We start from the raw sequence: 26,925 nt of genomic DNA, 5'->3' as shown, positions 1-26,925 counted from the left end.
CGGGCTAGCTCTCTTTAGAGAGCTAACCCGCGAATTCCGTTTATCATTTTGTCGATTCAGCAATGGCTTTCTCGATTTTTTCTGTAGCTGCGTTTAAAGCTTCTTCTGGTGTTTTTTGTCCTAAGAGCGCTTGGTGAAGCTCAGCAGACAGAAGGTCGGACCAGTGAACGTAACCAGGAGCGTTCGGACGGTCATGCCCGTAGTTGTACTGCTCGGAAATTTTCTTGATTGTGCCTGTCTTATCAGCCGCTAGAAGCTCAGGATCTGTGTACAAGCTTTGCAGAACGGGGTATTGGCCTTCAATTACGTATTCATCCAATTGATATTCTCTTTCTCCAATCCATTTCAGGAAAGCAAGAGCCGCTTGTTTGTGCTTGCTGCTCTTCATGATAGCCAGACCCTCAGAGCCCGTAACTGCTGCGGAAACAACATCGCCTTGACCAGGCATTAAACCAACATCCGTCTTGTCCACTACGCTGGATTTGGTAGGGTCGTTCAAATCCGGATAACGGCCTTCCCATGAGCTGATCATAGCGAGCTTGCCAGCTGAGAATGCACGCGTTACATCTTCCTCCGACCATTGCAAGCTTGCAGGATCTACGGTCTTGTCTGTGTTAAGAATATCGACCATATATTGAAGCGCATCAAGTGCACCGCCTTTATTGAAGGAGGGCTTGCCGTTTTCATCAAAGAACTTGCCGCCAAATGCGTAGGTCAAGCTCACATAATCGGTAATGAGAGATTCGGATTGCTTCCAAGACCAACCGGATGCATAGATGCCGTTGCCTGTAAGCTTCTTCGAAGCTTCGCGGAATTCATCATACGTTTTTGGAGCTTGAGTAATGCCGGCGTTAGCCAAAAGCTCTTTGTTCCAGTAGAAATGCTTTGTTCCTGAATACCAAGGGATCGCAGCTAGCCGTCCATTATAGGTTACGGAGCTTAGGGACGATGGCGTGAATTGGCTTTGTACATCTTGTGGGATAATATCCGTTAAGTCTTCAGCCAAGTTCCCTTCTAGAAATTGACCAGCCCAGATGGTGTCCATTTCCACAACATCGAGATCGGCTGAGTTCGACATTGCGGAAACGGTAATTTTGGAGTACAAGGAGTTGTAATCTACGCCGATAATATTGACTTTGATGCCTGTTTTATCTGTGAATTTCTTTACCATGCCGACGCGCGGGCTGTCAGCACCTTTAGATACAGCCCAAAGCACATTGATTTCTTGGCCTTTCAACGAGGGATCGTCTGTTTTGCTCCAATCCAATTCGTTTGCTGCCGCAGTCTCTCCGTTATTGCCTTTGTTGCCGCTTTCAGCATTTGTCGACGTTTTAGGTGCGCCGCTGCAGCCAGCCAGCAGTACCAAACACAATGTAGCAACCATCAACGCTTTCCATTTCTTCTTCATTCGTACACCTCCGCAAGTTATGAGTCCCCTAAATAGATAAAGATGAACTAAAGATTATGGCTTAACTGCAAGTATCCCCCCTCTCAATAGAATACGAATTATATTAATTCATTTGGTTGTAGTAACAAATTTGATGAGAGTAGTTTCAATTTCCTGTATTTACCTCGGTTTTACCTAAGAGAAGAATGGACGTTTAGATATCAATTTCTGTAATTCATATTGTTATAGTAACAAATTTGAATACAAATGTTTGAATATTTACCGCTTTCATAAACCGAGTATAGTATGATTCAAAAAATGTGTCAACTATCATAACATTTATAATTTTAGTGAAAATGAAAACGGTACCTTTGCATTCTATAAGGCCTTATATTGTTGTAATGACAAATGACATGGTATGATGATAGATGTAATTTTACTTCCGGAGGTTAATAGTAATCATGAAGAAGGACGGCATTGCGCTTTATTATATAGTTAAGGAAAAACTGCTTGATATGATTGACGAGGGGAAGTATACACCTGGGGAGCAGTTTCCTACAGAATCTGATTTATGCGAGAAGTTCGGCGTAAGTCGCACAACTATAAGGCAGGCATTAAGCCAGCTTAAATTAGAAGGTCATATTTATCAAATTCAAGGGAAGGGAACTTTTGTTTCTTTGCCCAAAATAGAGCAGTCCGTTGCCCCCTACCGCAGCTTCAATGAGCATTTGAAGGGACGCGGTCAACAAATCGATACGGAAGTTGTTGATCTTACCGTTGTTTCTGCAGACAAGCGATTAACGAAAAAATTGGAAATTGCGGAAAATGATCCTGTGTTTCGGCTGGAAAGAATACGATATGCAGATGGGCTCCCCTTATTATTCTCAATCACCTATATTCCTTGGAAGGTGACACCGGGACTTACGAAGGAAGAATGTTCTGGTTCATTGTACGCGCTAATGAGAGAGAAATTTTCTATTCAGCTGTCCCATTGCGTGGAATCAATTGAGCCCATCTTGATTGATGAAGCCATTAGCAAGCATTTGAGCGCTCCTATTGGGGCTCCAAGCCTTCTTCTGAATACAGTCACTTACTCGACGGGCAATAAACCGGTAGAATATTCGCATGAAATTTTTAGGGGCGATCGTGCTAAGTTTACCTTCGAGCGCAAATTATAATAGCAAGAGACGATAGGGCATCCACAACGGATGCCCTAAGATTTCGTTCTTCCACCATCTGAATGATCATGTATTGTGACCATATCGGAAATACTAACGACTAATGCCTCAAGTTCGAATGCCTTAATGGGTCAAATGAGATAACGGAGGGTATGCAGCATGAAGCTTCGGGTCCTAATCGCGGCAGATGAGCATTTGGCAAAGGAAAAGCTCATTGACTTACTTTCCAAGGAGCAGGATATTGAGCTATTTCCAAACGCATCCAGCGGGATGGAGACGGTTAAGCTCGTGAGGGACTTCAAGCCGGATGCTCTATTTCTAGATATCGAAATGCCGGGTATAGACGGCTTTCAAACGGCACGTCTCCTCCACGACTTGGATTTCCGCCCTTTCGTTATTTTTACAACAGCAAGCGATCAATATGCTCTGGAGGCTTTCGAGATCGGCGCGATGGATTATTTGCTCAAGCCTTATGGGGAAGAGCGGCTGCGGCAGACTTTAGATCGGATCCGCGAGCGGAAATCGGGTACGAAAAAGCAAGTGGTGAACGAATCAAGTGAAAATGCTGCTGTTCCAATGAAGGAGAGCATTCGCTTTTTACATAGCAAGCTCCTCGTTGAGGCTTATGATCGAATCATGGTGCTCGATACGGATATTATCGTTTATGCAGTGAAAGAGGAGAAATTCACCCGTATTTATACAGCAGACGGTCGTTGTTATACATCGAAGCAAACACTGCATGAGCTGGGACAACGGCTGGGAGCGGCATTTTTCAGACCGCATCGCAGCTATTTGTTGAACTTGAATTTTATTCAGGAGATCGAGCCTTGGGCAAACGGCGCATATAACGCTGTTCTTAAGCTTCCCGAGCAGATAAAAATTCCAGTTTCCCGAAATGAGATCAAAGATATGCTTCTGTTATTGCAGGGAAAGTAACATCAAATCGGTTAAACAGTCCTTTCAGGACTGTTTTTTTGTATTTAGGGTATGAATTTCGACATTTCGCGCCAAACTAATGTTCAGATTCAAGAGTCGCGATATAATTAAAGTGCTTACAAAAACATAATTTCCTTAATCAGGGAGGGATTCTTTTGCAGAAGGGCAAAATCAATTACAGCGACATCGCCCGATCTCAGCTGTTCGTTACGCTGATGGCTAAGAAGAAAAGGTTCATCGTACCAATCACTGTTTTTTTTCTCGCGTTTTATATCACCCTTCCCGTCTTAACGTCTTATTCCAAAGTATTGAATAATGCTGCTGTGGGGCCGATTTCTTGGGCCTGGGTGTTCGCATTTGCCCAGTTTATTATGACTTGGGTCTTATGTTCTCTCTATAGCAGGAAGTCGGTCGAGTTTGACAACATGTGTGACCAGATCAAGAGTGAAGTTCATCATAAGGGGAAAGAAGGCGGCTGATCTATGAATACAGCATTCCTGTTGTTTTTGGTCATCGTGCTTGGTACGCTGGTCATCACTTATTTTGCTTCCAAAAAAACGAATACAGCAAGTGAGTTTTACACGGCTGGCGGCGGTTTGACCGGCTGGCAGAATGGACTAGCTATTGCAGGCGATTACATGTCCGCTGCTTCCTTCCTTGGAATAGCCGGGATGGTCGCATTATATGGATTTGATGGATTTTTTTATAGCATCGGGTTTCTCGTCGCTTATTTGGTCGTCCTATATCTCGTAGCTGAGCCGCTGCGGAATTTGGGCAAGTATACAATGGCTGACATGATAGCTGAGCGATTCAATAACAAGAAAATTCGCGGGGTCGCGGCTCTAAACTCGATTGTCATATCCATTTTCTACATGATTGCCCAACTGGTCGGAGCGGGCGCTCTCATCAAGCTTCTGATTCCAGGCCTTAGCTACACAGCGGCTGTGCTTATCGTAGGCGTGCTGATGACGATTTACGTCGTGTTTGGCGGTATGACCGCAACAAGCTGGGTGCAAATTATAAAATGCGTGCTGCTCGTAGGTGGTACGTTTATCATTTCCATGATTGTTTTCTCCAAATTTGATTTCAATATCGCCCATATGTTTAATGAAATGAAAACCGCTACTCCGCTCAAGGAAGCGTTCTTGAATCCAGGCAATAAATTCAAAAACAGCTTGGATACAATATCATTAAATATAGCGCTTGTGTTGGGTACTGCGGGATTGCCGCATATCTTGATTCGATTCTTCACTGTAAAAGATGCTCCTACTGCCAGAAAATCGGTTGTCGTAGCGACATGGATTATCGGAGCGTTCTACGTGATGACATTGTTCCTCGGCTTTGGCGCGGCAGCATTCGTTGGTGAGGCTGCAATTGTTGAAGTAAATGCAGCAGGCAACATGGCTGCTCCGCTGCTTGCTAAAGCACTAGGCGGCGAATTCCTGTTTGCCTTTATTTCCGCGGTTGCTTTCGCGACCATCCTGGCTGTCGTTGCCGGCTTGGTGCTCTCTGCGGCATCTGCGTTTGCACATGACTTTTACAGCCACATTATTAAAAAGGGTAATGTAAAGGAGAAAGAACAGGTGCGCATGGCAAGACTGGCATCCGTTGGCGTTGCTGTCCTATCCATTATTCTCGCATTGTTTGCTCAGAAAATGAACGTAGCGTTCCTTGTGGCATTAGCGTTTGCCGTTGCAGCGAGCGCGAACCTGCCGGTCCTTATCTTCACCGTCTTCTGGAGAAGATTCAACACAGCGGGTGCGGTTACCGGTATGTTGACAGGACTGCTCAGTGCGATTATTTTGGTGGCGGTCAGCCCGAACGTATGGAACCCAGTAGCTGGGAAAGCGATCTTTGTAGGCGACCCGCTTTTCGATCTGGCCAATCCAGGCATTATCTCGATCCCACTAGGCTTCCTGGGCGCGATAATTGGAACGCTATTGTCCTCCAAGCGGGATGATGCGAAATACGATGAGATTTTAGTAAAAGCGAACACAGGTATCCGAGACCTGCAATAACCGCATCGAATGTTGAGCGGCGCTCCTCTCCTGCTGGAGAGAAGCGCCGCTATTTTTTTTCTAGTTTGGCAGTGCGGCCAGCATCGTATATTCCTTAGCAGTAAAGGCCAAAGCCTTCTGGGACTGGAGGGTGATGACCTGGCCAATCATTTTCGTACCATACATGACGGGGTAATCCGCATACGGTCGTATTGGAGACTGAAAACGATTTAACGGTACGGCTCGAGCTGAACTTGGAGAAGCAGAGCCTGTAGAAATACATAGCCTTCAAAGCCGCTCATCTAGGCGGTTTTGAAGGCTTTTTGCTTGGATAACACCTAATCATGAGCGTATTGGCTAAATAACTGCCTATCTCCCCTTGTTTTAATGAGGCAATTTTGGGACAATAATAAGCAGATTGTTTGTTTCGGCTGGTTAGGCAGAGCGGCTTAACATATTGAAGTTTTGAAAAGAGGGTAAGACATGAATAAAGCATCCATATATGGATTAACGTTTGAACAGCTGACGGAATGGCTGATTGGACATGGCTATACGAAATTTCGGGCATCGCAGGTATGGGATTGGCTGTACCGGAAGCGGGTAACGGCATTTGCAGATATGATCGATGTGAAGGAAGAGTGCATTCAATTGCTGTCCGACCATTTTGTCATTCAAACGCTTAGCGAGCATACTAGGCAGCAGTCAGCGGACGGAACGAATAAGTTTTTGTTCAAGCTAAGTGATGGCAATTTGATTGAGACGGTATTGATGAGACATAAATTTGGTTTGTCGGTTTGCGTCACCACCCAGGTTGGCTGTAACATTGGCTGCAGCTTCTGCGCCAGCGGCTTGCTTGCCAAGAGCCGTGATTTAACAGGCGGCGAGATTGTCGAGCAGATTATGAAGGTGCAGATTCATCTGGATCAGGAGCAGCAGGATGAGCATGTGAGCCACGTTGTCGTCATGGGGATCGGCGAGCCGTTCGATAATTTCGAGAACCTGTCCGATTTTATCAGCATTATTAAGAGCCAGAAGGGTCTTGCTATAGCGGCTAGGCATATTACGGTATCGACAAGCGGCCTCGCAAAAAAAATCGAAGAGTTCGCCGATTCCGATCTGCAGGTTAACCTTGCGGTTTCCCTTCATGCGCCTAACAATGAGCTGAGAACGCGGATTATGAAGATCAACCGTGCGATTCCGATTGAGAAATTAATGGAATCGATTGATTATTATTTGGAAAAAACCAATCGGAGAATTACGCTCGAATATATTTTGCTGAAGGATGTTAACGATCAGCGAGAGCATGCGCTGGAGCTTGCAGAGCTGATTGGCGACCGGCGCAGTCTAGCTAACGTCAACCTCATCCCATACAATCCGGTTGATGAGCATAGCCAGTATCAAAGAACCGATCGCGAAACGATACGCGCATTTTATGATACGTTGAAGAAGCAAGGCGTCAGCTGCAGCGTGCGCCTAGAGCACGGTACCGATATCGACGCGGCTTGCGGGCAGCTGAGAAGCAAGCAGATCAAAAAATCCAAAGAGGGGTCCCGCCAGCAAAACGCGGATTTACAACGGTAAGGTGAGTTTTGCTGGCGGGACCCCAAAGAGGGAATTGATATCGTAGAGAAGCTGTTTGAATGCGGCGTAACGAGGTCGTAGCTAAGATTAAGTCTCATCCTCCCCGGTTCGAGAAGGTGGAGACAATAGATTTACAAGAAGATCTGAAAGTCCTCCCTCGAATTTCAAAAAAAATTTTAAAATTCTCGGATCGCTTGTCGTGGGCTGGATCCCCCGACTCCCCCGGTGGCCAGATACGCTTCCAGGGAATCTCGAATACAAACAAAAAAAAGGATCCGAGTTGCCGATAATGGCCACGGATCCTTTTTATGATAATCAGTCGTAACCGATTTTGATGTTTTATCCGTTAGCTTCAGTAACGCTATCGGAAGCGAATGCAGACCACTTTGCATTTACACCAGTGGAACAATGGAATGAGATGTTATAATCACCAGCGCGCATACCTTGCGGATAAAGCGTAGTGCTTCTCCACGTATATGCTGCTCCCGGCTTAACACTTGCTGCAATATACTCTAATCCTGATGAGTGTTTCATCGTAACAGTTAGCGTGCTTGTACCATTGTTTAGGAAGTAGAATTTACCATGTCCATAACCACCTGGAACTACGAAACCAGCGGTGGTGCCAGAAGTAGTAGCGCTCACAGTTGTGAGAGGCTGTTGGTTACCCATAGTCAGCGGCATAATAATTGGTGGTGTTGTTCTCTCATCTGGCGGATTTAGCGGGACGCTATTAGCGCTAACTACTGCTGGAATCGCCAAAGTTGCGGCTAGTGCTAAGGATAAAACTGCGGATGTTGCTTTGTTTCTCATTTGTCATAAACTCCCTCACCTAGTAAATTGTTATCTATGGAATATTAATATTATTCTTATTTTCAGAAAACACAATGAAAAAAATGGTAAAAACAAAAAAATATGTGGTGGCTGCATAAGCGGAACAGCTTTGCCGGGTACTCACCGCGGGCTCCTCGATCTGCTTCGCTTATGTCGAGACACATAGACAAAACAAAAGATCCGCCGCAGCGACTCTCAGCAGCTCTCATAGGCCACATCGATCGACGACCGGAATAATATACAGGATCCCGTCTACCAGCCGTAGCGTTACCGTCCACTCCGTCAGATCCTCGACCAGCTCAGTATAGCGACAATCGAACGTCCGTTACAGGCTGCCGTGAGACCTTGGCTCGCAGCAGCTGCGTCCTTAACGTCTCACCCATTGTCGTTATTGTCCTCCTCATTCAACGCCCAATAGATCTCCGCTGCTTCCTGCGACGAGTAGCTCACTCGTTTATGTTCCGCCAGGACAGACGCTATCTGCTCTCTGCTGAGACCGCGATCCAACTACCGAGCTCAACATTCCCAATTAAACACGTCATGCGACGGTCGATCTGGCTCGGGCAGTAGAGCTGCCTCCAATGACTGGTCAAACATAACCTTCATTTCGTCGTCGCTAAACGGATTCTCCAGCGCCTCGCTAGCGAGTTGCTCGGCGATCACGGTCATGATCGATAATTGCGCTTACGCACTTCCTGAATCAATGATAAGACGCGATAACAACCGTTAAGGAACTATTTAGCCAGGGATTCGAATCCATGTTGTGAATATTTATATATTACTGTATCCACAGTAATACATAAATACATTAAGATGAACGAGACAGGGAATAAAAGGATCTTCTTTGTCTAATGATCTTTATAAGTTATTGGAATACGATTCAAATGTTTCCCGTTCATTCAGACGCCAATTTGAATCCAATAGAATCTTTTCCTAGTCCGATCAGATCTTCTTTCCGGCCTGTTTTCCAATTTCAAATAGTTCGATCCTCCTTTTGCCACTTGGCTGAGTTCCTAAAAAATGGGGTATATAAAATGTTTTTCTGTCTTACTTTCCCTTATCTTCTTATTGGCTTAAGCTGGTGTAGTTCGGAAGCGTGAAGAGAAAGGCTGTTACCAGCCTTCTCTATCAGCGATTCGCGCAGCCGTTGTCATATCCTGTTTTCTGATGGCCTCGTCTTTCTTCAGAAAGAAATGAAGAATGGCATACTTCGGGCCTGAAATGTGCTTAAACAAAAAGCGCCATTCCCGCTTGGAGCTACCCTTAATTTTCAGTTCCCAGAGCCCATCACGCTTGGTCTTTTCGATTTTTCTGCCAAGATACTCTTTATCCGTGCCATGCTCATTCAAGTAGCCGAAGGCTTCCAAAATTTTGCGTTGGGCATCTTGGCTGAAGCGCATCCTGCCCGCCGTTTTCGTACTTCTTGACCCATTGGTACACCTGGTTGTAGGAAACTTTAAATTGTGTTGCTGTTTTTCCGTAGTCGCGCTCATTTGCAATACAGTAAAGAACGATTTCGTTTCGTTCCTGCCATGTGGTAGATCGACCCTTTGTCATAGCTATTGCTCCTTTGTTAACCGATTTGAAGCTGCTGTGACTATTATACTTGTTGACCCATGTTCGAAGTTGAGTTCGGCTTGTTATTTTGTATTTGTCGATGAGTTCATTATCTCATCCATAAATTTTAAAAAGAAGCCTTCCGGATCCCGGAGGGCTTCTATTCATTTCTCTTAGGGGTCCCGCCAGCAAAACTCACCTTACCGTTGTAAATCCGCGTTTTGCTGGCGGGACCCCAAAGAGCTTCAAATCGGCTAGACTCGGTAAGCTTTAGTCTGCAAAGAGGCTGTCCCAAAGCCTTATCATGGTTTCTTTTGTCTGCCTTTAAAGTGCGGATCATAAGAAAGCTAAGCCTCCAACTCCACTTTCAAAGTGTGGTTGGAGGCTTTCCTATTTGATCAAAGCGAGCTATTTCTCTAGCGAGCTGTAATTTGATAAGCCCCTTTTTTGCGTTAACGTGATAGCCTTCTGCTTCTATACATTATCTGATAAGATGGATTTGCTGAAAGTTACATTTATTGTTAAGAAGGGTGTTTGAAGATGAAGAAGATATCACTGGATATGCTCATGATTATGGTAGGGTCGTTTATTTTTGCATTATCAATCAATTTATTTGTTATTCCGAACGAGCTTGGAGAAGGCGGGGTTACCGGGATAACGATTATCTTATATTATGTGTTCGGATGGGCGCCTTGGCTGATGAGCTTGATCTTCAACTCGTTCCTGCTAATTGTGGGCTATCGCTTCCTGGATAAGAGAGCCATCGTCTATACGATCGCGGCGGTTGCGTTCCATTCCCTGTTTCTTCATTTAACCTCTGATTGGACCGTTGCATCGGATGAAAGAACGGTAAATGCCGTATTTGGAGGCTTGTTCGCAGGAATTGGGATAGGCATGATTATAAGAGTCGGCGGAACGACCGCAGGCACGACGATTTTGGCAAGAATCGCGAATAAGTTTTTGGACTGGAATATTAGCTATGCGCTTCTGTTTTTTGACTTGATTGTCGCGTTCTCCTCTTATTTCATTATCGGGTCGGAGGCGCTTATGCTCACGATCGTCATGCTCTATATTGGAACGAAGACGATGGATTTCATCATAGAAGGCGTTAATCCGAAAAAAGCGGTCACGATTATTTCCGAGGAGCAGGCCAAAATCGCTGAGCATGTTACGGTGGTAATGGATCGAGGGGTTACGGTCATTTATGGGCACGGGCATTATACGAAGAAGCCGAAGGAAATTCTCTATATCGTCATTAGCAAGCAAGAATTGAGCCAGCTGAAGAAAATTGTGAAGTCCGTCGATAAAAATGCATTTATAACGATTCATGATGTGCGAGACGTGTTTGGCGAAGGCTTTATCGATATTTCGAAATAATACAATATGGATTGCATGAGACAGGGCTCCTTGGTCATTCCGCGATCAAGGGGTTTAAGTGATGATGCTGGAAGTGATCGCTCTTCGCTTATTTTCGGAATATAGAGTAAAATTAAAGCAAGAAAGCAAATAGGAGTTGTTTAAATGTCGAAAGACGAAGTGATTTTGACCAAAGAAGGCTTGGCGCAGCTGCAAGCCGAGCTGGATGATCTTAAATATGTAAAGCGCAAGGAGCTTGCAGCACGGATTAAACTAGCGATCAGCTACGGCGATTTAAAGGAAAACAGCGAGTATCATTCCGCCAAAAACGATCAATCGTTCATGGAGACACGCATTCTTATCTTGGATAAAATGCTAAAGAAGGCTCGGGTCATCGAAGCGGAAACCTTGGATCTATCGAAGGTCAGCATTGGCTTGACGGTTATCCTCAACGATATTGAATTCTCTGAGAAGATTGAGTATAAAATCGTGGGTACGGAGGAGGCTGACGTAGCGGATAATAAAATTTCCTACGAGAGCCCGCTGGGCAAAGAGCTTCTAGGTAAAAAGGTAGGCAGTATCGTGAGTGTCAACGCGCCGATGGGCGTTATTAAATACGAGCTGCTGGAAATTAGAGCTACGTAATCATACGTCCCCAATTGCGGGCTGCAGCGGCGAAGTCGAAACAGACTAAGCTGCTGCGGTTTTTTTTATGCATCAACGTTTGGCAATCCACCAGATTTTCTTCCTGCAGTTGTCCGTTTCGCTCTATAACAGTTTAAAATTTAAAAAGTTTACAAATCATTTACGGTGCACTAATACTGGTGAAAAGGTCTGAATGTATACTGGGGTAAAACAAGTAAACGAGGAGCCTCTATGACATCGGATCAAATTTCACAATTCGAGAAGAAAATGATCATTCGAAATATCGAGGACGCAGATATTGAGAAGATCATTGCCTTGCAGCTTGTCTGTTTCCCTAACATGCATCCTTGGAAGAGAAGCCAAATGGAAAGCCATATTCGTCTTTTCCCGGAAGGGCAAATATGCGTGGAGCTGGATGGCGATATTATCGGCTCCTGTTCGAGTCTGATCGTCAATTTTGACGACTATTTGGAGCAGCACACCTATTCTGAAATTACGGATAAAGGATTTATCCGCAATCATAATCCACGCGGTGAGAGCTTATATGGGATGGAGGTTATGGTGCATCCCGATTACCGCCGAATGAAGATCGGCAGGCGGCTGTATGAAGCGCGCAAACGGCTGGCGGAGAAGAAGAATCTTAAGAGCATTATCGTTGGCGGCCGAATTCCCGGTTACCACAAACATAGCGAGAAGTTGTCTCCGAGAGAGTATGCGGAGGAAGTTTTGCAGCAAAACATTTATGACCCCGTCCTCACCTTCCAGATGATGAACGGGTTCACGTTGAAGCGGATTATTACGAATTATTTGTCGGATGACGATGACTCGATGAACTATGCGGCCTTGCTGGAGTGGAACAACATTGACTACAAGCTGACCAACAGCAAGACGCATTATAAGCTCTCCTTTCCCGTTCGAATTTGCGTCGTTCAATATATGATGAAGAAAATTGATTCCTTCGATGAATTTGCTATGCAGTGCGAGCATTATGTCGATGTGGCTGCCGATTACAAGTCAGATTTTGTGGTCTTTCCGGAAAATTTGACGATGCAGCTGTTGTCCTATCTCGAGGAGCGCTCACCCAGCTTAGCTGTACGGAAGCTAAGCACCTTTACGAAGCAATATGTGGAGCTGTTTACCGAATTAGCGGTTAAATACAACGTAAACATCATTGGCGGCTCCCACTTCATTGAACAAAATAACCGGATTTATAATGTAGGCCATCTATTCCGCCGTGACGGTACGATTGAACAGCAATATAAGCTGCATATTTCGCCGAACGAGCGCAAGTGGTGGGGCATTAATGGCGGCTCCAAGCTGGAGGTCTTCGATACCGATTGCGGGAAAATATCGATTCAGCTCAGCAGCGATATCGAATATCCCGAAATCTCCCGTATCGTCGCGGAAGAGGGGGCGCAGATTGTGTTTGTTCCGTTTTGTGCGGAGGACCGCCAGACCTTCCTGCGTGTGAAATACTGCGCACAAGCGCGCGCGATTGAAAACCAAGTATTTACCGTTACATCGGGCACGGTCGGCAATCTGACGCATGTTGACAATGTTGATATTCAATATGCGCAATCAGGCGTCTACACGCCAACGGATTTCTCGTTCCCGCGTGATGGAATAGCAGGGGAATGCAGCGAGAATACGGAAGCGGTCATTATGGCCGAGGTAGATATGGAAATTTTGCAGCGCCATCGCAAATCCAAAGAGGTGTTAACGTTCCGTGATCGTCGGACGGACATTTACTCCTTACAAATTCGTTCCTAGAGAAGGGCTGGCTGCAACTATGAAAGCATTAAGCGTGGCAACCATTCAGTATGAATTGACGTTAATCGAATCCGAAGAGCAATTTTGGATGGGGCTGACGTCAACGATTGGCAAAGCGGCGGAGCAAGGCGCGGAGCTTATCGTTTTTCCTGAATATATGACGGCTCATTTACTCAGCTTAAAGCCAGCAATGCCGCATAACGAGGCATGTCAGTATTTAAGCACGATTACCGAAAGATATATGGCATTTTTCTTGGAAAGCAGCCGCTCATTTAATATGGTCATTCTTGGCGGAACCCATATTTGCGAAGCAAAAGGCGGCTATGTCAACAATGCCTTCTTATTTTTCCCTGATGGACGGATCGAGGTGCAGTCTAAGCTGCATCTTACGCCGGAGGAACGCAATTGCTGGTCCTTGGTGGCTGGCGATAAGCTGAACATGATCGAAACGAAGTGGGGCATGCTGGCGATCACGACCTGCTATGATATCGAATTTCCAGAGCTTTCCCGCATGGCGGCGGAGCAGGGCGCGCAATTGCTGCTCTGCCCGTCCTATACCGATTCTGCCTTCGGCTACTATCGCGTGCGCCACTGCGCCCAAGCCAGAGCGGTCGAGAATCAGCTGTTCGTCGTGCTTAGCGGCATAGTTGGCTCATTGCCCGAGGGACTTCTGCAGGTTGATGAAGGCTATTGCCAAGCTGGCGTGTTTACGCCTTGCGATTATCCTTTTTCGGAGCAGGGCATTCTGCAAGTCGGCATGGTGAACCAAGGTGGCATGGCGATGGCGGAGCTTGATTTTTCGATGCTTCAAGAGAACCGTGAGCATGGCGTGGTGGCTCCTTTTTACGATCGCCGCCCGTCTTTATACCGGTGCGAATCAGCAAAAATACTTCTTGGGGAGTGCTAAACGATGGAATATTCAACTTATGGCCGTCATGTTGCAGTGGATGCTTGGGGAATAGCTTTTGATCATTTGAATCATGCAGACAAGCTGAGCGCACAAATGGTACAAGCTGCCGAATCGAGCGGGGCGAGCATATTGTCCGTGCAGGCTAAGCAATTTGAGCCGCAAGGGGCTACCGTGCTGCTATTATTGTCAGAAAGCCATATGTCGATACACACGTATCCCGAGAAAGGCTTTGCAGCACTCGACTGTTACACCTGCGGGACAGCTGTCGATCCGGATATCGCAATCAAGGCGATGCTTGCGTTCTTACAGCCAACGGAAACGTCTAATGTGAAAATAACCCGCGGTACAGGAGAGCTTCAACTCGAACGTGCTCAGACCGCTGATTTCGCTAGATAAAGCTTAACTAGCATAATGATACAAAAGCTAGCGAGCCCGAGCCTTAGAGTTGCTTCTAAGGCTCGTTTGGCGTAGCGCGAGGGCGTAAAGAAATTTCGCTGGACGCTCAAACCGATCTATTAACGATTTCAGACTCCCAACCAACCGCCTACCGCCCAACCACCAACCACCAACCACCAACCACCAACCACCAACCACCGCCCTCCAACCCCAACCCCAACCCCAACCCCAACCCCAACCCCAACCCCAACCCCAACCCCAACCCCAACCCCAACCCCAACCCCAACCCCAACCCCAACCCCAACCCCAACCCCAACCCCAACCTATCAAAACTTTATTAAATAACTGGAAAAACCCCTGCTAATTTTTCGAAATGTATCGATTTTGACCATTTAACTGGAAAAACTCCCGTTAATATTGGCACAATCCCCCATATTCGCTCAAAAAGGAAAATTTAACTGGAGAAATTCCTTGTAATCCTGATTTCTGACCAAAATAGTTTGAAATAACGGGAGGTTTTCCCGTTAATCTTGCCGCTTGCTTCCGTCAGCTTCGAACGCGGCATATTATCCACCAGTCCCAGCCCTGTATCTCGCCACACGCATAAGTACATATAAATCTCTTTTCTTGCCGCTTGCTTCCGTCAGCTTCGAACGCTGCACTTTATCCACCAGTCCCGGCCTTGCATCATACCGCTCGCCACAATCAAAAGTAAATATAAATCATTCCACTTAAGTATGCCGTCGTTGATGGCGCGGAGCGGATTGTTTTTATATAAGCCCAAAGCTTTTGTTCGAAGCGATGCACCCCCGCCGCCGTTTTTGTTCAATGAATTGACAAGATGGGAAGGTTGCTTATACATTAATAGCTAACAACAGATCTACATAGGATAAAATTGGAATAAGAAGGGTGAGGGCATTATGGGAAAACAATTTGATGCGATGCTACCGCAGCATGAAACGTTTATTCGTCAGCAGCATATTTTTTTCGTGGGATCGGCGCCGTTGTCGGAAGAGGGACATGTTAATATCTCTCCGAAAGGACATGACTCCTTCACCATTTTATCCCCTAATCGCGTTGCCTATTTAGACCTGACAGGCAGCGGAAATGAAACAAGCGCGCATCTGTATGAGAACGGGCGAGTTACCGTTATGTTTTGCGCATTTGATGGAGTTCCCAACATCTTGAGATTGTTCGGAACGGGCACCGTCGTGCTCCCTGGCACAGCGGAGTGGGATGCCTTGTATCCGCTCTTCGCGCCGCTTCCGGGCGCTAGGCAAATTATTGACATCGAAGTGCACAAGGTACAGACCTCCTGCGGCTACTCGATCCCGTTCATGTCCTATGAGGGAGAGAGAGACACGCTGCAGCGCTGGGCGGTTCAGAAAGGCGAAGAAGGCTTGAAGGAATATCGAAAAGAGAAAAATTCGAAGAGTATCGATGGCATGCCTACACCTCTTGGCCAGCTTCTATGAATGAAATGAAAGGAATAGCAAATACTATACAGGCTATTCGCTATTCCATTCGTGTCATTAAAGGAGAAGGTACCCATGAAGAACAGATTACTCATCGCCACGCTAGTATGTATGATCATGGCTTTCAGTGCAGCACCGCTAAGCGCGGAAGCAAACGGCAATCATCACCGCAATGGTCATGAGGGCTATGTAAGCCCAGCTGCCGTAAAGCTGAAGGAAGATATGAGAAAGCTATGGACCGATCATGTCGTATGGACAAAAAGCTACATAGTGAGTGCGATAGCAGGGCTGGAGGATCAGCAGACTGTGCTGGATAGACTGCTTAAAAACCAGCAGGATATTGGGGATGCGGTCAAGCCGTTCTATGGCGAGGAAGCAGGCAATAAGCTGGCTGTGCTCTTGAAAGAGCACATTTCGATTGCTGGCCAATTATTATCTGCGATGAAGAGCGGGAATCAAGCAGATGCAGATAAATACAACAAAGAGTGGCATAGAAATGCGGATGATATTGCAGCTTTTCTTAGCAGCGCAAACCCGAACTGGACGGATAAACAGCTAAAAGAGATGTTATATGTGCATTTGCAGCTCATTACTGAAGACATAATGGCTAGGCTTACAAAGGATTGGAAGGCCGATGTCGCAGCCTCCGATAAGGGGCTGGAGCATATGATTATGTTCGCGGACATCCTCTCGGCTGGCATTATCAAGCAATTTCCGAAGACGTTTAATTAGTTGAATAAGCATCATGGTGAGCTAATTCGTTGAATACGGGTTAGCTTTTTTTACTGTGAAAATCCGACAGCATCGCCTTACAACCGCTTCATACGCACATATTCCGACAAAAAGAGATGAGAAAAGTTTAATGGGGTCTGGGTCTCTAGCTTGATGTAAACTAACACTTTGTATGGCAAAGTAATACCAAGGAATGTTTTATGTTTGTAAACATACGCCATGAGCTAGTTTTGTTTCCTAAAAATCTTTTCTAGGAGGAGAGCAATTATGAATTATCATTTCTTTGTAGGCAACGATAACGGAAACAGTGAGCATGATCTTATTATCGACGGTAAACTGATTCAGCAGCCGAATGTGAATTGCACGGTGGACGAGCTTCCATGGAGCGAAGAGCAATCGCCGGAAAGCTTTTTGAAAAACTTACAGGACCAACTGGTCGTCACGATTGATTCGCCTGCCGCAAGACCAGGCATGTACTATGTTGGGAAGTTTGCTCTCGAAAGCGGAGAAATATTGGACAACCTTCAAATCGGCATCGATCTGAAAAGCGATATGGATCTTCCGGTTATTAATACGCTGGCTCAAATTGCAGCGATGGCTGTACAGAAGGCATACGAGGAAGAGAAGAATATACCTGCGCAAATCGACGTGGAGGTCGATATGGCTACGGCGCTGCCGGTTACGCAGCATACGGATGAAACGTCTGCGAAATTTGAGAAACGGTTTACTACCGGTACGCATCACGTGACCGTTCATTTGGGCATTCAGCGCGTAGCGGTAAAAATCGTATTCCCTTTCGCAAAGGTTGTTCCAGAGGCAACGCCGGTTATTTTCACGCTGCAGAAGGATTCCGCTGGAGGATGGAGAGAAGGGGAAATCTTTGATGATTTCCTGCAATCCTATGGGATTGAGAAAAAGTTTAACGGCAGCTATTTTAAAGACAAGCGAATTCTTCATATCGATATCGGAGATGGCTCAACGGAATATCCGATTACCGAGGGCAATAAATTTTTGCGTCAATTCGTTCACGGCAGCCACCACGGCGCTGGATATGCGATTGAGGAAGCTTTGCAGGAGTTCAACCGACTCATTCATTTGCCGGATAGCCCAAGGCAGTTTTTCAGTGATGTCATCAAAAATCCGAAGCATAAATACCATGCTAGGGCACTGAAAACATTAAAGAGACCGCTTGAGAGCCAGGTTAGACAAATTGTGCAGCATGTCAAAAAACAGCTCACGAAGGCCCGCAATGAGATCGATCTCATCTGTGTTTATGGCGGCGGAAGCATTCTAATGCGTTCGGTCCTATATCCGCAGCTTAAAGAATTATGCACAGAAAGAGAAATGCAGCTGCTGTATATTCCGGCTGATTATGCGGTGCTGCTGAATGCAATGGGGCTCGACGCTTTTGTGCGCGGCAAAATTTATGAGGCGCTCAAAAATAAAGCGGTTCAGCCTGCATAAGTTGCATCGTGCATGCATGCTTGGGCATAATCTAACGGATTCTGGTAGGTGAATGTTATGAAGAAAACGAAGCTTCCTGGCGACAATATTAGCTTGAAAACCAAAAAAACAGAAGACCCATTGGTTATGCAATGGCTGAACTCGCAATCAAATCTGATGGATTCTCTACGCTATTTGGTCGAGAATGAAATCTCTTTGAATGGTGTTCGCAACCTGCAGGCATTCGTTCCGATGGAGAGAAATATGCTGCAGAGCTCCTCTGCCTCTCAGCAAGCAGCAAGCGAATATCGGCCTTATGCTGCTGGCATAGAGCAAATGGCTGCTGCTTCGGAAGAGGCGGAAGCCGTCGAAGAATCCTCTTCGGCATCTGCTCCTGAGCCGGTTGTCGAAGAAGAAATAGATGATGATGATATTGAAGCATGGAGCTAATTCCAGAATAAACCAGCTTTATGGGAAACTTTAGGTATTACTTAGTGATATCAAGAAATGCTTAGTAACACAAAATAATGCCAAGCGTGATAAAGTCACGCTTGGCATTATTTTTGTGTTATGATGAGCGTACAACCCGCCAATTCTAAGCTGCTTGCGGATCAACACTTTCAACGACAAGGCCTCCATTTCTTTATACGATATACGTATAAATGGATTCGGCAGAGAGGAGCATTCGAGATAAAAGAGCAGAAGCCTTTTTTTTATGAAAGCGCTGTAAACTTTATAGTAATCATCATTTGCTGGGTGATGGTCTTTATCCTATCGGCCGGCTTTTTGATCGAATTTGTAAAGGGGACTCGTTCGATAGTATTTGTGGTTTCGATATTGACAGTAGGAATGGTGTCTGTTATTGCAGGTACGATCTTCTACAAAATAAATCCACTCACAAGGTATGTGAGATACGCGACCTTTAGCGGCTTCTTCTTGATGTACGTGTTCACCTTATTGTCTGCGACAACGTCGGTGACTTTTACATTCGTGTTCCCGCTTGCGACGTTATTTTGCCTGTATGTCGACCGATGGTTCATGATCATCGTTTGTACCCTCAATTTATTGCTGAACGGCATATATATTGTGAATAAGTTCATGCATGTAAACAGGCTGGAGGTTGGCGAAGCTGCATATAACCAATTTACGACAACAATGCTTATCCACACCTTTGTAATACTGCTGTTCATGTCTAGTTTGATTGCTATCGTATATGTGTTTCATCGTCTAAGGCAAGCGATGGATTATAAAATACAGGAAGCGCATCATGCCAGAGTTACTGGACAGAAATTGTATGCGCAAGCGACAATTGACGATCTGACGGGCGTGTTTAACCGCAGACATTTTGTCGAGAGAGTGCGGGAGAATCTGAATGAGACAAGCTCGGGCTGCTCCTTGCTGCTTCTGGATATCGATGATTTTAAGAAGGTTAACGATGTACATGGGCATTTGGCAGGAGATAAGGTATTGATTACCTTTTCAAGCCTATTGCTTAAGGCTTATGCAGATTGCGGCATTGTAGGAAGAGTAGGCGGCGAGGAATTTGCGGTATTTCTAAGGGATAGCAGCGAGGGAGATAGCCAAGAACGGTCCGAGCGGCTGCGAAAAATGATAGAAAGCAGCGAAACGCATATAACCGAGGAGAAGTCCATTTCGGTCACGACCAGTGGCGGACTTATGTACACGGAAAGAAGCGGAATGACCTTTGAAGAGCTATTTCAGCTTGCGGACAAAGCCTTATACATCTCGAAAAATTCGGGCAAGAACAAAATTACGAGTGCCGCAGCTATTGATTGAGACGATTGCGAGTACGTAAACAAAAAAAGAAGGAGGGCAGCTTGCCCTCCTTCTTCCTATTTCCGTCTATTAGTACGCAAGTGCGAACAAACCGTGGATATGCGAAAGGTAACGAACGTTGCTCGCTTCCTTCATCAAGGATGCAGGCAAGCCTTTCAATTGCGTCGCATTGCCGCCGATCGTACCTACGCCGTCTTTGCGGCCAAGGCTGCCAAGCGTTCCGGAGAATACAGGTACGAACTTATCCATCACGCCGCCTTTGATTTGAACCGCTAGGTTGTAGCCTACCGTTTCGCCCATTTGCCATGCAAGCTGTGCTGTTGGCGGGTAAGGACGCTCGCTGCCTTCTGGGAATACAACTGCGCAGTCTCCAGCAAGGAAAACATCAGCATGAGATGTGGATTGCAGCGTTGGCGTAACGAGTGAACGGCCGCGGTCTTCTGCAAGGCCGCTGCTGCCGACAACAGGGTTGCCTTTTACGCCGCCAGTCCAGATGATTGTGCTGGACTCGATTGTGCGTCCGTCTTTAAGTGAAACGGAGCTTTTTGTTGCTTCTGTAATTGCAACGCTAGTAATGAAGTTTACGCCGCGTTTCTCAAGGCTTGTCACAGCACGGTCGATCAATACTTTCGGGAAGATTGGCAGAACGGCTGGACCAGCCTCTACGCAATAAAGCGAAATTTCATTGAAGTCGATTCCTTTGCTGCGGCAAATCTCAGGAAGTCTGTCAGCGAATTCGCCAACAAGCTCAACGCCAGTCAAGCCGCCGCCGCCCACAACGATCGTTGCGTCAGCTTTGTTGCCTGATTTTTTGTAAGCGTCAAGACGATCCTCAACATGCTTGCGGATGCGGTTGGCATCAGCAACGGATTTAAGAACAAGGCTGTTCTCTTCCAAGCCTGGGATACCGAAGTAGTTCGTTTCGCTTCCGAGCGCCACAACAAGCGTATCGTACTTCTGTACTTGACCGCTTGCAAGAACAACTTGCTTATCGTTTGGTTTAATTTCTTTCACCGAATCAACGATGATATTGACATGTTTGTCGCCTAGAAGCTTGCTAAGCGGAAGAGCAACCGCTTGCTCAGCAATGGTGTCTCCTGCAAGTCTGTGCAGCTCAGTAATGATTTGGTGAGTAGGGAAACGGTTCACGATTGTGATGCTAGCTTCTGCTGCTGACAAGTGTTTGCGTGCTGTTAGAGCAGTAAGCAAGCCGCCATAACCGCCACCAAGAATTAAAATTTGCTTCGACATGTTCATCCTCCGTTCGTTCTATGCGTAATCAGTGTATTATACGTTTTTGCGTTCAGACAACACGCTAAGGAAAGCTTGCGCAAAGCGCAGCGTTTTTTGAACTTCTGGATCCTTCAACATTTTCAACATAGCGAAGAGGCCAACAGTAGAACCGGCAGCTTCTTGGGAGCGCTCGCCCGCTTCAATAGCTGCTGTAGCGATACCTTTTGCTTTCTCTTGGACCGGTTTGACGAATTCACCGATACCTTGAGCGAAATCGTTGATCAATACTTTGTCTGTAGCAATGTTTTGTGCAAAATCATAAGCTTTGGTCATAAGCGTGACCATTTCAGCTAATTTCGGAAGATTGTCCACGAGCACAGTCAATGACTGTTGAACCTCCGGCTTCATTAACTGATCAAGTACATCCAACGATTGTTTCTCATCGATTAGGCTTGCTGCGATCTCTTGTCCTGCAGATGGTTGTGACATAATAGAATGTCCTCCTTTACGTAAAGTTGAAAGTAAGTTTTAGTCACAATTGTGTCAGCCGCTAAGGTAAGGATACACTGTTAAAAGATTGTTACACTTTTCACATAGTTTCTCGAAAAAATGTTTGTGTGCACATAACAGTTTAATCTCCGCTTCAAGAAAGGAGATGCGATAGCGAGTAGACGTAATCGGATTTGAACCCTTTGCTTCTATTCTACATCGTTTTAGGCAAAAGTTAAAAAGAAATTTATAACTTTTTTCAAAAAAAATAATGTTATGCGCTATCATGGACCGAAAGCACTATATTTTTAGAGAGGGAGTGACACATATGCAGCCTTTTACTCAAAGGGTTATTGCGGTCATTAAAGCCATTCCGGAAGGGTCAGTTATGACCTATGGACAAATTGCGGAGCATGCGGGAAGCCGCAGAGGCGCGCGTCAGGTCGTGCGGATTCTTCATTCGCTAAGCGATATTCATCAGCTTCCGTGGCACAGAGTCGTTAATGCAAAGGGAGAGATCGCGATTCGGGATGAGGAAGCCCGTTATATGCAGACGCTGTTCTTAAATGGGGAGGGCGTCGCAACGAGTGAGGAGGGGCGTGTCGATTTAGACAAATACCGACACCGCTGCGAGGCAGGGGATGGACCATTTTACCCAATAGAATGAGATTAAACGTTCACACAATACACAAAACTAAGTAAATATTTACCATACATAAATGAGGGTTGTGCAACATTCCAAAAAACCTCGCCGTCTAAAATCATGCAGGCCATTTCGATAACCGAACATGCAGCATGATTCAGAATTGGAGGAATGACAGATGAACAAAATGTACAAAGTATTAGCAACAGCGTCTATTTTTGCGATGGCAGCAATGCCGATGGCAGCAAGCGCGCAGGACGTTCCGCCTCATACGATCCATAACGGGCAAGGAAATGTTCAAAATCAATTTAAGATTGTACCGGCTACTATGGGTCAAATTACGAATTTCGTAAACGATAAAACAGGCAAATTCATTACCGTTACTGGCCGCGCTCTTGCGGTAGGCGATCAGAGTGAAATCGTACTATCGATCACCAAGGATACAAAGATTGTTGATGCAAAAGGAAAAAGAGTTCCTTTAAAAACGATTATTGATGAGAAGAAAGTCGTTAAAGCGTTTTACGGCGCAGCGATTACAAAAAGCATTCCAGCACAAGGAACAGCATTGACGCTTGTCGTACAAGACCAAAGCTTTACCGCAATTGACGGCACCGTGTCTGAAGTGAAAGAAAACGGGATTGTCGTAAAAGGAAAAGATATTTATACCTCGATCGAGGATACGATCGTTTTGCATTTTGCCGACAAAGCACAGCTTCTTGACCAAAATGGCAAGACTATTGAAGCTAACGCGATCAAGCCAGGCATGAGCGTCAAAGCGTTTTACGGCCCGGCCGTTACGATGAGCATTCCGCCTCAAGCAACAACAAAATATGTGGTGGTGGACACTACGGCTGACGAAAATGAGCAAAATGCAGTGGGCACAGACGGTATTATTACGAGCATTACGGATGATAAGTACACCGTAATTGGCAAGCCGATGGCTAAAGGCGGAGTAGATCATGTCATCCTAACCGTAGACGAGAAAACACAAATCGTAGGCCAAGATGGCAGCCCTTTAACGAAGGATGCTTTGAAAAATGATGTTCGCGTTGAAGTGAGCTATGGTGAAGTGTTGACAATGATCTACCCGGCTCAAACAACAGCCGAAAAAATTATTGTGAAAGAAACGGAAACGAGCAAAATTGAAGGCACAGTCGTCGCTTCGGATCGTACAACGGAAGGCCAAGTATATGTCAATGTAGGCTCTGACCAATCTACAAACAATGATATTATTCTGAATATCTCCGAGGACACAAAAGTGATTCCTCTGCTTGCCGGAGAACCCGTACTTAAAGCAGGAACCAAAATTGTCGCTTACCATTCCAAAATGATGACGAAATCGCTGCCGCCTATTACAAATGCTGAAATTGTGATCGTCACTTCCGATGATCATGCAGCAGCACCGAAGCAATAGCAATAATCGCTCTAAAAAAAGGAACCAGCCGATCTCTTATAAGGGATCGGCTGGTTTGTTATTGCGTGAAGGCTGTTAAATATCCCTCCGAAGCGCTTGAAGAACGTCGATCTTCTTCTCGCTATCAAGGCTTCCCGTAGACTCGTCTGCTATTGCCCGGGCAATACCTATACGCTGCTATTGGCCGCCTGGGGGGAATTGGATTTTGAGGAAATTAACTTTTTTTAATAAAGCCTCATTTGAAACCCCGTATCCGAACCTTTATTATGGTATAGACCAATCGGAAGGGAGAGCATCATCATGTCAACAGAACTTTCACCCAGCAATGTTCGCAATTTCACCGTTTCCACTGATATCTTTTATAAACCGAGCTTGGACATCTATTCGCAAATGATTTATATCGTGCTTAGCTCAAGCACCGCGGATTCCGCATCACTCACCATAGATGAGGTTGCCAAGAAAGGCCGTATGACAACGAAGTATGCGATTAAAGCGATGCAAGCCTTAGTTGATGAGCAGCTAATCCCACATAAATTGTTCCGCAAAATGATCGGTGAATTCCAGGATGACCGTTTGTCATGGGCGGCAAAAGGTCTGTTAACCTATTGCAAGGAGCATAAGGATATTAGTCTGCCAGAGCTTCTGGCGCTCTCTGATCAATCCGGCGAAGACGAGCAAAGCATTCGGAAGGCATTGATGGAGCTTGAGCGAAACGGCTATCTAGAGGATTTTCCCGAGCTTAGCAAGCTGGCGAATTAATAAAATAGCAGGATGTATGCAGCGTGGTTAGCAGCATTCATCCTGCTATTTTTTGTTATAAAGAGGCTTGGAGTTACTCCTTGCTTAATCGCTCCAGTATCGCATCGCCGCTCTTGCCCACCTTTACGTAAGCAAAGCGAGCATTTTGTTCGGTTTCAGTGCCGGTGCCCTCGGGCACAAAATACGTTTCGATACCGTAATTAATGGATTGCCAGCCGCTTGAGGTGCCATTGATCACGATCTCCTTGTCGGTTAGCGCTTCTCCGCTCGTATATAGTCGATCAAAAACGTAAACCCCGTTGTCGCCTGGACGGAGCACGACCTTGATCCGGCTAAGACTTCGGCGCGATTCGATTTCTTTAGCGACATTAGCCGGAGGGGTTGAAATGCTGTAGCCCAGCCTTACATAATCCCCCTGAAGGATAGACCTAGGATCAATCGGCTCGATCGCCAGCTTAATCGAGGTGCCCTTCGAGAGCAAGGCCTCGCTAGTTGCGGCATGATAGCCCACATAACCCAGCTGCAGCACAATAACGATGCCAATCAGTATAGGGCTTCTGCGCAGCAATCGGCTGAATGCATTGGCTTCTTCTGGAACAGCAGCTCTTGTGCGGTAGGCAAAAACATAAGTGATCGCAATCGCGATTAGGCCGAGCAGAGCGAGTGTGATCGATTTATGCAGCAGCGTCCAGAACAAATCGTAATATTTGAAAGCGATATATACAAACCAGAATATCAAGCTCACAGTGGCCTCGAGCACGCGGTTGCTTCGAACATAAAAGAACGCTAACGCTGTCACGACAATGAAGTTCAATAGGTTGAACAGCTCGTATGAATAAGGGAAAATATCGTCCATAAAGGTAAGCCAGAACAGAAGCAGCAGCGTGAAGAACAACCCGCATTCTCTTATATGCTGCTTTAGAGTGCCTTCTTTAACAAGAAGTTGACTTGCATAGATGACCGCGTTCAGGCTCGCCATAATGAACACGATGAAGGAAGCGGCTTGATATACCGATTCGAACAGCTGGAGCAGAAGAATGGCAATATTGATATTGATCAATGAATAGATGAAAAAATGCTGTGCGCGTCCTTGCAGGCTGAACCAGCCGGCAATCGTTACGGCCAGGAAGAGCAAGGATATGCCCGCTAAATCTATCCAAGCGATAGCGATCATTCCCGCAGCGTATCCGATGGTAAGCACTGTGTAGCGAACAACGGCATTTAGGCGGCGCAGCAATAGAACGGGAATAATGAACAGGAAGGCGATTATAAGCAGCACGTTCTCCGGCGCCACCGAATCGGATGCCATAAAGACTAGGCCGATTAAGGAAATGCTGCCGATTAGTACGCCAATTATCGTGACGATGGTGGATACAATTTTGCCCACAAGAGCGCTTTTATGGTCTTCTGCTTCCTTGTCGGCTTCCTGCTCCTTGGGATGTGCAGCCTGTGAGCCCAGCTTGTTCAAGTAACGGAAGAAAAAAACGTTGCCTGTCAGCAGCAAAGTGACGAAGACCAGTCCAAAAACAAAAAATGTAGTGGAAGCATGCTCTGACATCAGCTCCAAAAACTTGAATACAGCGAAAGCGGATGCGGCAAGCGCATTAAGCGTCAGCATGATTTTGTTCAAATGCACGCGGGTGAAATAGTAGAATCCAAGTGCAATGGCAGCTACGCTGGCGATATTCATCCACGGTCCATATTGCTCGTACAGCATGGAATTTGTTAAGACGAGCAAGGAGATATGGAAGACGATAAAGCTCGCGTATTTCAGCGGGGCCGATATTATCAGCTTGGCTTCAACAAGAACGAACAGAAGGAGATTGATTAAGGCAAAAAAGCAGCCGATCATCAGAATTTCGCTGTCGGTGTGAACGACATGCAGGGAGGTCGGGAAAAAATACTGCCACAAGGTGAGATGAACCAGCGCGTACGCCAGCAAGTAGAACGGATTGAAGCGGGTTATAAAAGCAAGCAATAGTGCCGGTATCGACCAAACGAGAAACAGCTCGTAGTTGTCGGCATGCGAATTGTAAATTTGATTTAGAAGCGCCACAGCAGCGCCAAACGAAATGCAGCCGCCGACCAGAAAGATAGCGGACAGAAAGGAGTGATGGCCGAGCATAATTTTCATTTTGGAGAAAATAAAGCTTACGCCGTAGAACAGCACCATAATGCCTGCAGAGGCGAGAATTTTATCGGCGCGGCCAAGACCGCCCCAGTTGGCAGCGAAGAAGTAGATAATGGCAGCAAGCAGCAGGGACACGCCCATTAGAAAGCCGACACGCGTTACGTTTAACCGAAGCATAGCACTCACATGCCTTTCATGTTGGTATATTTGTATTATAATGACCTAATCTATTGGCAACTAGTACTCACTTTTTGTAGTACCGGTT

26 protein-coding genes are annotated in these 26,925 nt (G+C 45.9%); 18 read left to right on the top strand and 8 right to left on the bottom strand.

Annotated elements, in window-relative coordinates:
• Positions 1-43 precede the first annotated feature (43 nt).
• Positions 44-1,408, bottom strand: a complete 1,365-nt coding sequence (locus AC1TPC_RS07000) for an ABC transporter substrate-binding protein (RefSeq protein WP_482066148.1) — start codon at positions 1,406-1,408, stop codon at positions 44-46.
• A gap of 440 nt (positions 1,409-1,848) precedes the next feature.
• Between AC1TPC_RS07000 and AC1TPC_RS06995 the strand changes: the two genes are divergently transcribed.
• The 5 genes from AC1TPC_RS06995 (at position 1,849) to rlmN (ending at position 7,079) form a co-directional block, all read left to right on the top strand.
• Positions 1,849-2,565 carry a GntR family transcriptional regulator gene (locus AC1TPC_RS06995; RefSeq protein WP_482066147.1) on the top strand — a complete coding sequence of 239 codons (717 nt, stop codon included), beginning with the start codon at positions 1,849-1,851 and terminating at the stop codon, positions 2,563-2,565.
• 159 nt (positions 2,566-2,724) lie between these two features.
• Entirely contained in the window at positions 2,725-3,501 is a 777-nt protein-coding gene (locus AC1TPC_RS06990; protein WP_482066146.1) for a LytR/AlgR family response regulator transcription factor, read from the top strand.
• A 155-nt stretch (positions 3,502-3,656) separates the two neighbouring features.
• A complete protein-coding gene (locus AC1TPC_RS06985; protein ID WP_482066145.1) occupies positions 3,657-3,980 on the top strand; it encodes a DUF485 domain-containing protein in 324 nt (107 codons plus the stop codon).
• Positions 3,981-3,983: 3 nt separating this feature from the next.
• On the top strand, positions 3,984-5,519 hold the full coding sequence (locus AC1TPC_RS06980) for a solute symporter family protein (protein WP_482066144.1): 1,536 nt from the start codon (positions 3,984-3,986) through the stop codon (positions 5,517-5,519).
• Positions 5,520-5,981: 462 nt separating this feature from the next.
• The gene (gene rlmN, locus AC1TPC_RS06975) at positions 5,982-7,079 is read left to right on the top strand and encodes a dual-specificity RNA methyltransferase RlmN (protein ID WP_482066143.1); all 1,098 of its coding nucleotides are present in this window, start codon (positions 5,982-5,984) and stop codon (positions 7,077-7,079) included.
• Positions 7,080-7,418: 339 nt separating this feature from the next.
• Here the strand turns inward: rlmN and AC1TPC_RS06970 are convergent, their stop codons facing one another.
• The 4 genes from AC1TPC_RS06970 to AC1TPC_RS06955 form a co-directional block, all read right to left on the bottom strand.
• Positions 7,419-7,889, bottom strand: a complete 471-nt coding sequence (locus AC1TPC_RS06970) for a hypothetical protein (protein ID WP_482066142.1) — start codon at positions 7,887-7,889, stop codon at positions 7,419-7,421.
• Between the two features lie 537 nt (positions 7,890-8,426).
• Complete coding sequence (locus tag AC1TPC_RS06965) at positions 8,427-8,579, bottom strand: hypothetical protein (protein ID WP_482066141.1); 153 nt, start codon at positions 8,577-8,579, stop codon at positions 8,427-8,429.
• A 443-nt stretch (positions 8,580-9,022) separates the two neighbouring features.
• The gene (locus AC1TPC_RS06960; RefSeq protein WP_482066140.1) at positions 9,023-9,310 is read right to left on the bottom strand and encodes a type II toxin-antitoxin system RelE/ParE family toxin; all 288 of its coding nucleotides are present in this window, start codon (positions 9,308-9,310) and stop codon (positions 9,023-9,025) included.
• Positions 9,252-9,467: a helix-turn-helix domain-containing protein gene (locus AC1TPC_RS06955; RefSeq protein WP_482066139.1), complete on the bottom strand. Its 216-nt coding sequence runs from the start codon at positions 9,465-9,467 to the stop codon at positions 9,252-9,254. Before AC1TPC_RS06955 ends, AC1TPC_RS06960 begins: the two co-directional genes overlap by 59 nt.
• A 540-nt stretch (positions 9,468-10,007) precedes the next feature.
• On the opposite strand from AC1TPC_RS06955, the gene AC1TPC_RS06950 reads away from it, so the two are divergent.
• From AC1TPC_RS06950 to AC1TPC_RS06905, 10 genes are all read left to right on the top strand, one after another.
• Complete coding sequence (locus AC1TPC_RS06950; protein ID WP_482066138.1) at positions 10,008-10,844, top strand: YitT family protein; 837 nt, start codon at positions 10,008-10,010, stop codon at positions 10,842-10,844.
• A 144-nt stretch (positions 10,845-10,988) separates the two neighbouring features.
• Positions 10,989-11,468 (top strand): transcription elongation factor GreA, encoded by a 480-nt coding sequence (gene greA, locus AC1TPC_RS06945; protein ID WP_482066137.1) that lies wholly within the window; start codon positions 10,989-10,991, stop codon positions 11,466-11,468.
• 231 nt (positions 11,469-11,699) lie between these two features.
• Positions 11,700-13,238 (top strand): GNAT family N-acetyltransferase, encoded by a 1,539-nt coding sequence (locus AC1TPC_RS06940; RefSeq protein WP_482066136.1) that lies wholly within the window; start codon positions 11,700-11,702, stop codon positions 13,236-13,238.
• The gene (locus AC1TPC_RS06935) at positions 13,195-14,145 is read left to right on the top strand and encodes a carbon-nitrogen hydrolase family protein (protein ID WP_482066135.1); all 951 of its coding nucleotides are present in this window, start codon (positions 13,195-13,197) and stop codon (positions 14,143-14,145) included. Before AC1TPC_RS06940 ends, AC1TPC_RS06935 begins: the two co-directional genes overlap by 44 nt.
• A 3-nt stretch (positions 14,146-14,148) precedes the next feature.
• On the top strand, positions 14,149-14,544 hold the full coding sequence (speD, locus tag AC1TPC_RS06930; RefSeq protein WP_482066134.1) for an adenosylmethionine decarboxylase: 396 nt from the start codon (positions 14,149-14,151) through the stop codon (positions 14,542-14,544).
• Positions 14,545-15,464: 920 nt separating this feature from the next.
• On the top strand, positions 15,465-16,019 hold the full coding sequence (locus tag AC1TPC_RS06925) for a pyridoxamine 5'-phosphate oxidase family protein (protein ID WP_482066133.1): 555 nt from the start codon (positions 15,465-15,467) through the stop codon (positions 16,017-16,019).
• Positions 16,020-16,094: 75 nt separating this feature from the next.
• Positions 16,095-16,751 carry a glycosyltransferase gene (locus tag AC1TPC_RS06920; RefSeq protein WP_482066132.1) on the top strand — a complete coding sequence of 219 codons (657 nt, stop codon included), beginning with the start codon at positions 16,095-16,097 and terminating at the stop codon, positions 16,749-16,751.
• Between the two features lie 267 nt (positions 16,752-17,018).
• Positions 17,019-18,215 (top strand): ParM/StbA family protein, encoded by a 1,197-nt coding sequence (locus AC1TPC_RS06915; protein WP_482066131.1) that lies wholly within the window; start codon positions 17,019-17,021, stop codon positions 18,213-18,215.
• A gap of 57 nt (positions 18,216-18,272) precedes the next feature.
• Positions 18,273-18,644 (top strand): hypothetical protein, encoded by a 372-nt coding sequence (locus tag AC1TPC_RS06910; protein ID WP_482066130.1) that lies wholly within the window; start codon positions 18,273-18,275, stop codon positions 18,642-18,644.
• 120 nt (positions 18,645-18,764) lie between these two features.
• On the top strand, positions 18,765-19,991 hold the full coding sequence (locus tag AC1TPC_RS06905) for a GGDEF domain-containing protein (protein WP_482066129.1): 1,227 nt from the start codon (positions 18,765-18,767) through the stop codon (positions 19,989-19,991).
• A gap of 69 nt (positions 19,992-20,060) precedes the next feature.
• Here AC1TPC_RS06905 and AC1TPC_RS06900 read toward each other — a convergent pair whose 3' ends face one another.
• Both AC1TPC_RS06900 and AC1TPC_RS06895 read right to left on the bottom strand, forming a co-directional pair.
• Positions 20,061-21,242 carry an NAD(P)/FAD-dependent oxidoreductase gene (locus tag AC1TPC_RS06900; RefSeq protein ID WP_482066128.1) on the bottom strand — a complete coding sequence of 394 codons (1,182 nt, stop codon included), beginning with the start codon at positions 21,240-21,242 and terminating at the stop codon, positions 20,061-20,063.
• Positions 21,243-21,278: 36 nt separating this feature from the next.
• Positions 21,279-21,713: a DUF1641 domain-containing protein gene (locus tag AC1TPC_RS06895; RefSeq protein ID WP_482066127.1), complete on the bottom strand. Its 435-nt coding sequence runs from the start codon at positions 21,711-21,713 to the stop codon at positions 21,279-21,281.
• 328 nt (positions 21,714-22,041) lie between these two features.
• Between AC1TPC_RS06895 and AC1TPC_RS06890 the strand changes: the two genes are divergently transcribed.
• From AC1TPC_RS06890 to AC1TPC_RS06880, 3 genes are all read left to right on the top strand, one after another.
• On the top strand, positions 22,042-22,380 hold the full coding sequence (locus AC1TPC_RS06890) for an MGMT family protein (protein WP_482066126.1): 339 nt from the start codon (positions 22,042-22,044) through the stop codon (positions 22,378-22,380).
• A 154-nt stretch (positions 22,381-22,534) separates the two neighbouring features.
• Positions 22,535-23,770, top strand: coding sequence for a peptidase (locus AC1TPC_RS06885; protein WP_482066125.1), 1,236 nt, complete (start codon positions 22,535-22,537; stop codon positions 23,768-23,770).
• Between the two features lie 300 nt (positions 23,771-24,070).
• Positions 24,071-24,529 carry a hypothetical protein gene (locus AC1TPC_RS06880; protein WP_482066124.1) on the top strand — a complete coding sequence of 153 codons (459 nt, stop codon included), beginning with the start codon at positions 24,071-24,073 and terminating at the stop codon, positions 24,527-24,529.
• Positions 24,530-24,602: 73 nt separating this feature from the next.
• On the opposite strand, the gene AC1TPC_RS06875 is transcribed toward AC1TPC_RS06880, so the two are convergent.
• Positions 24,603-26,837: a GDYXXLXY domain-containing protein gene (locus AC1TPC_RS06875; RefSeq protein ID WP_482066123.1), complete on the bottom strand. Its 2,235-nt coding sequence runs from the start codon at positions 26,835-26,837 to the stop codon at positions 24,603-24,605.
• Positions 26,838-26,925 lie beyond the last annotated feature (88 nt).

It is taken from the genome of Paenibacillus sp. Y280 (assembly GCF_056786335.1).
Note: the sequence above shows the minus strand (reverse complement) of the source record. Positions and strands in the feature narration are given on the sequence as shown.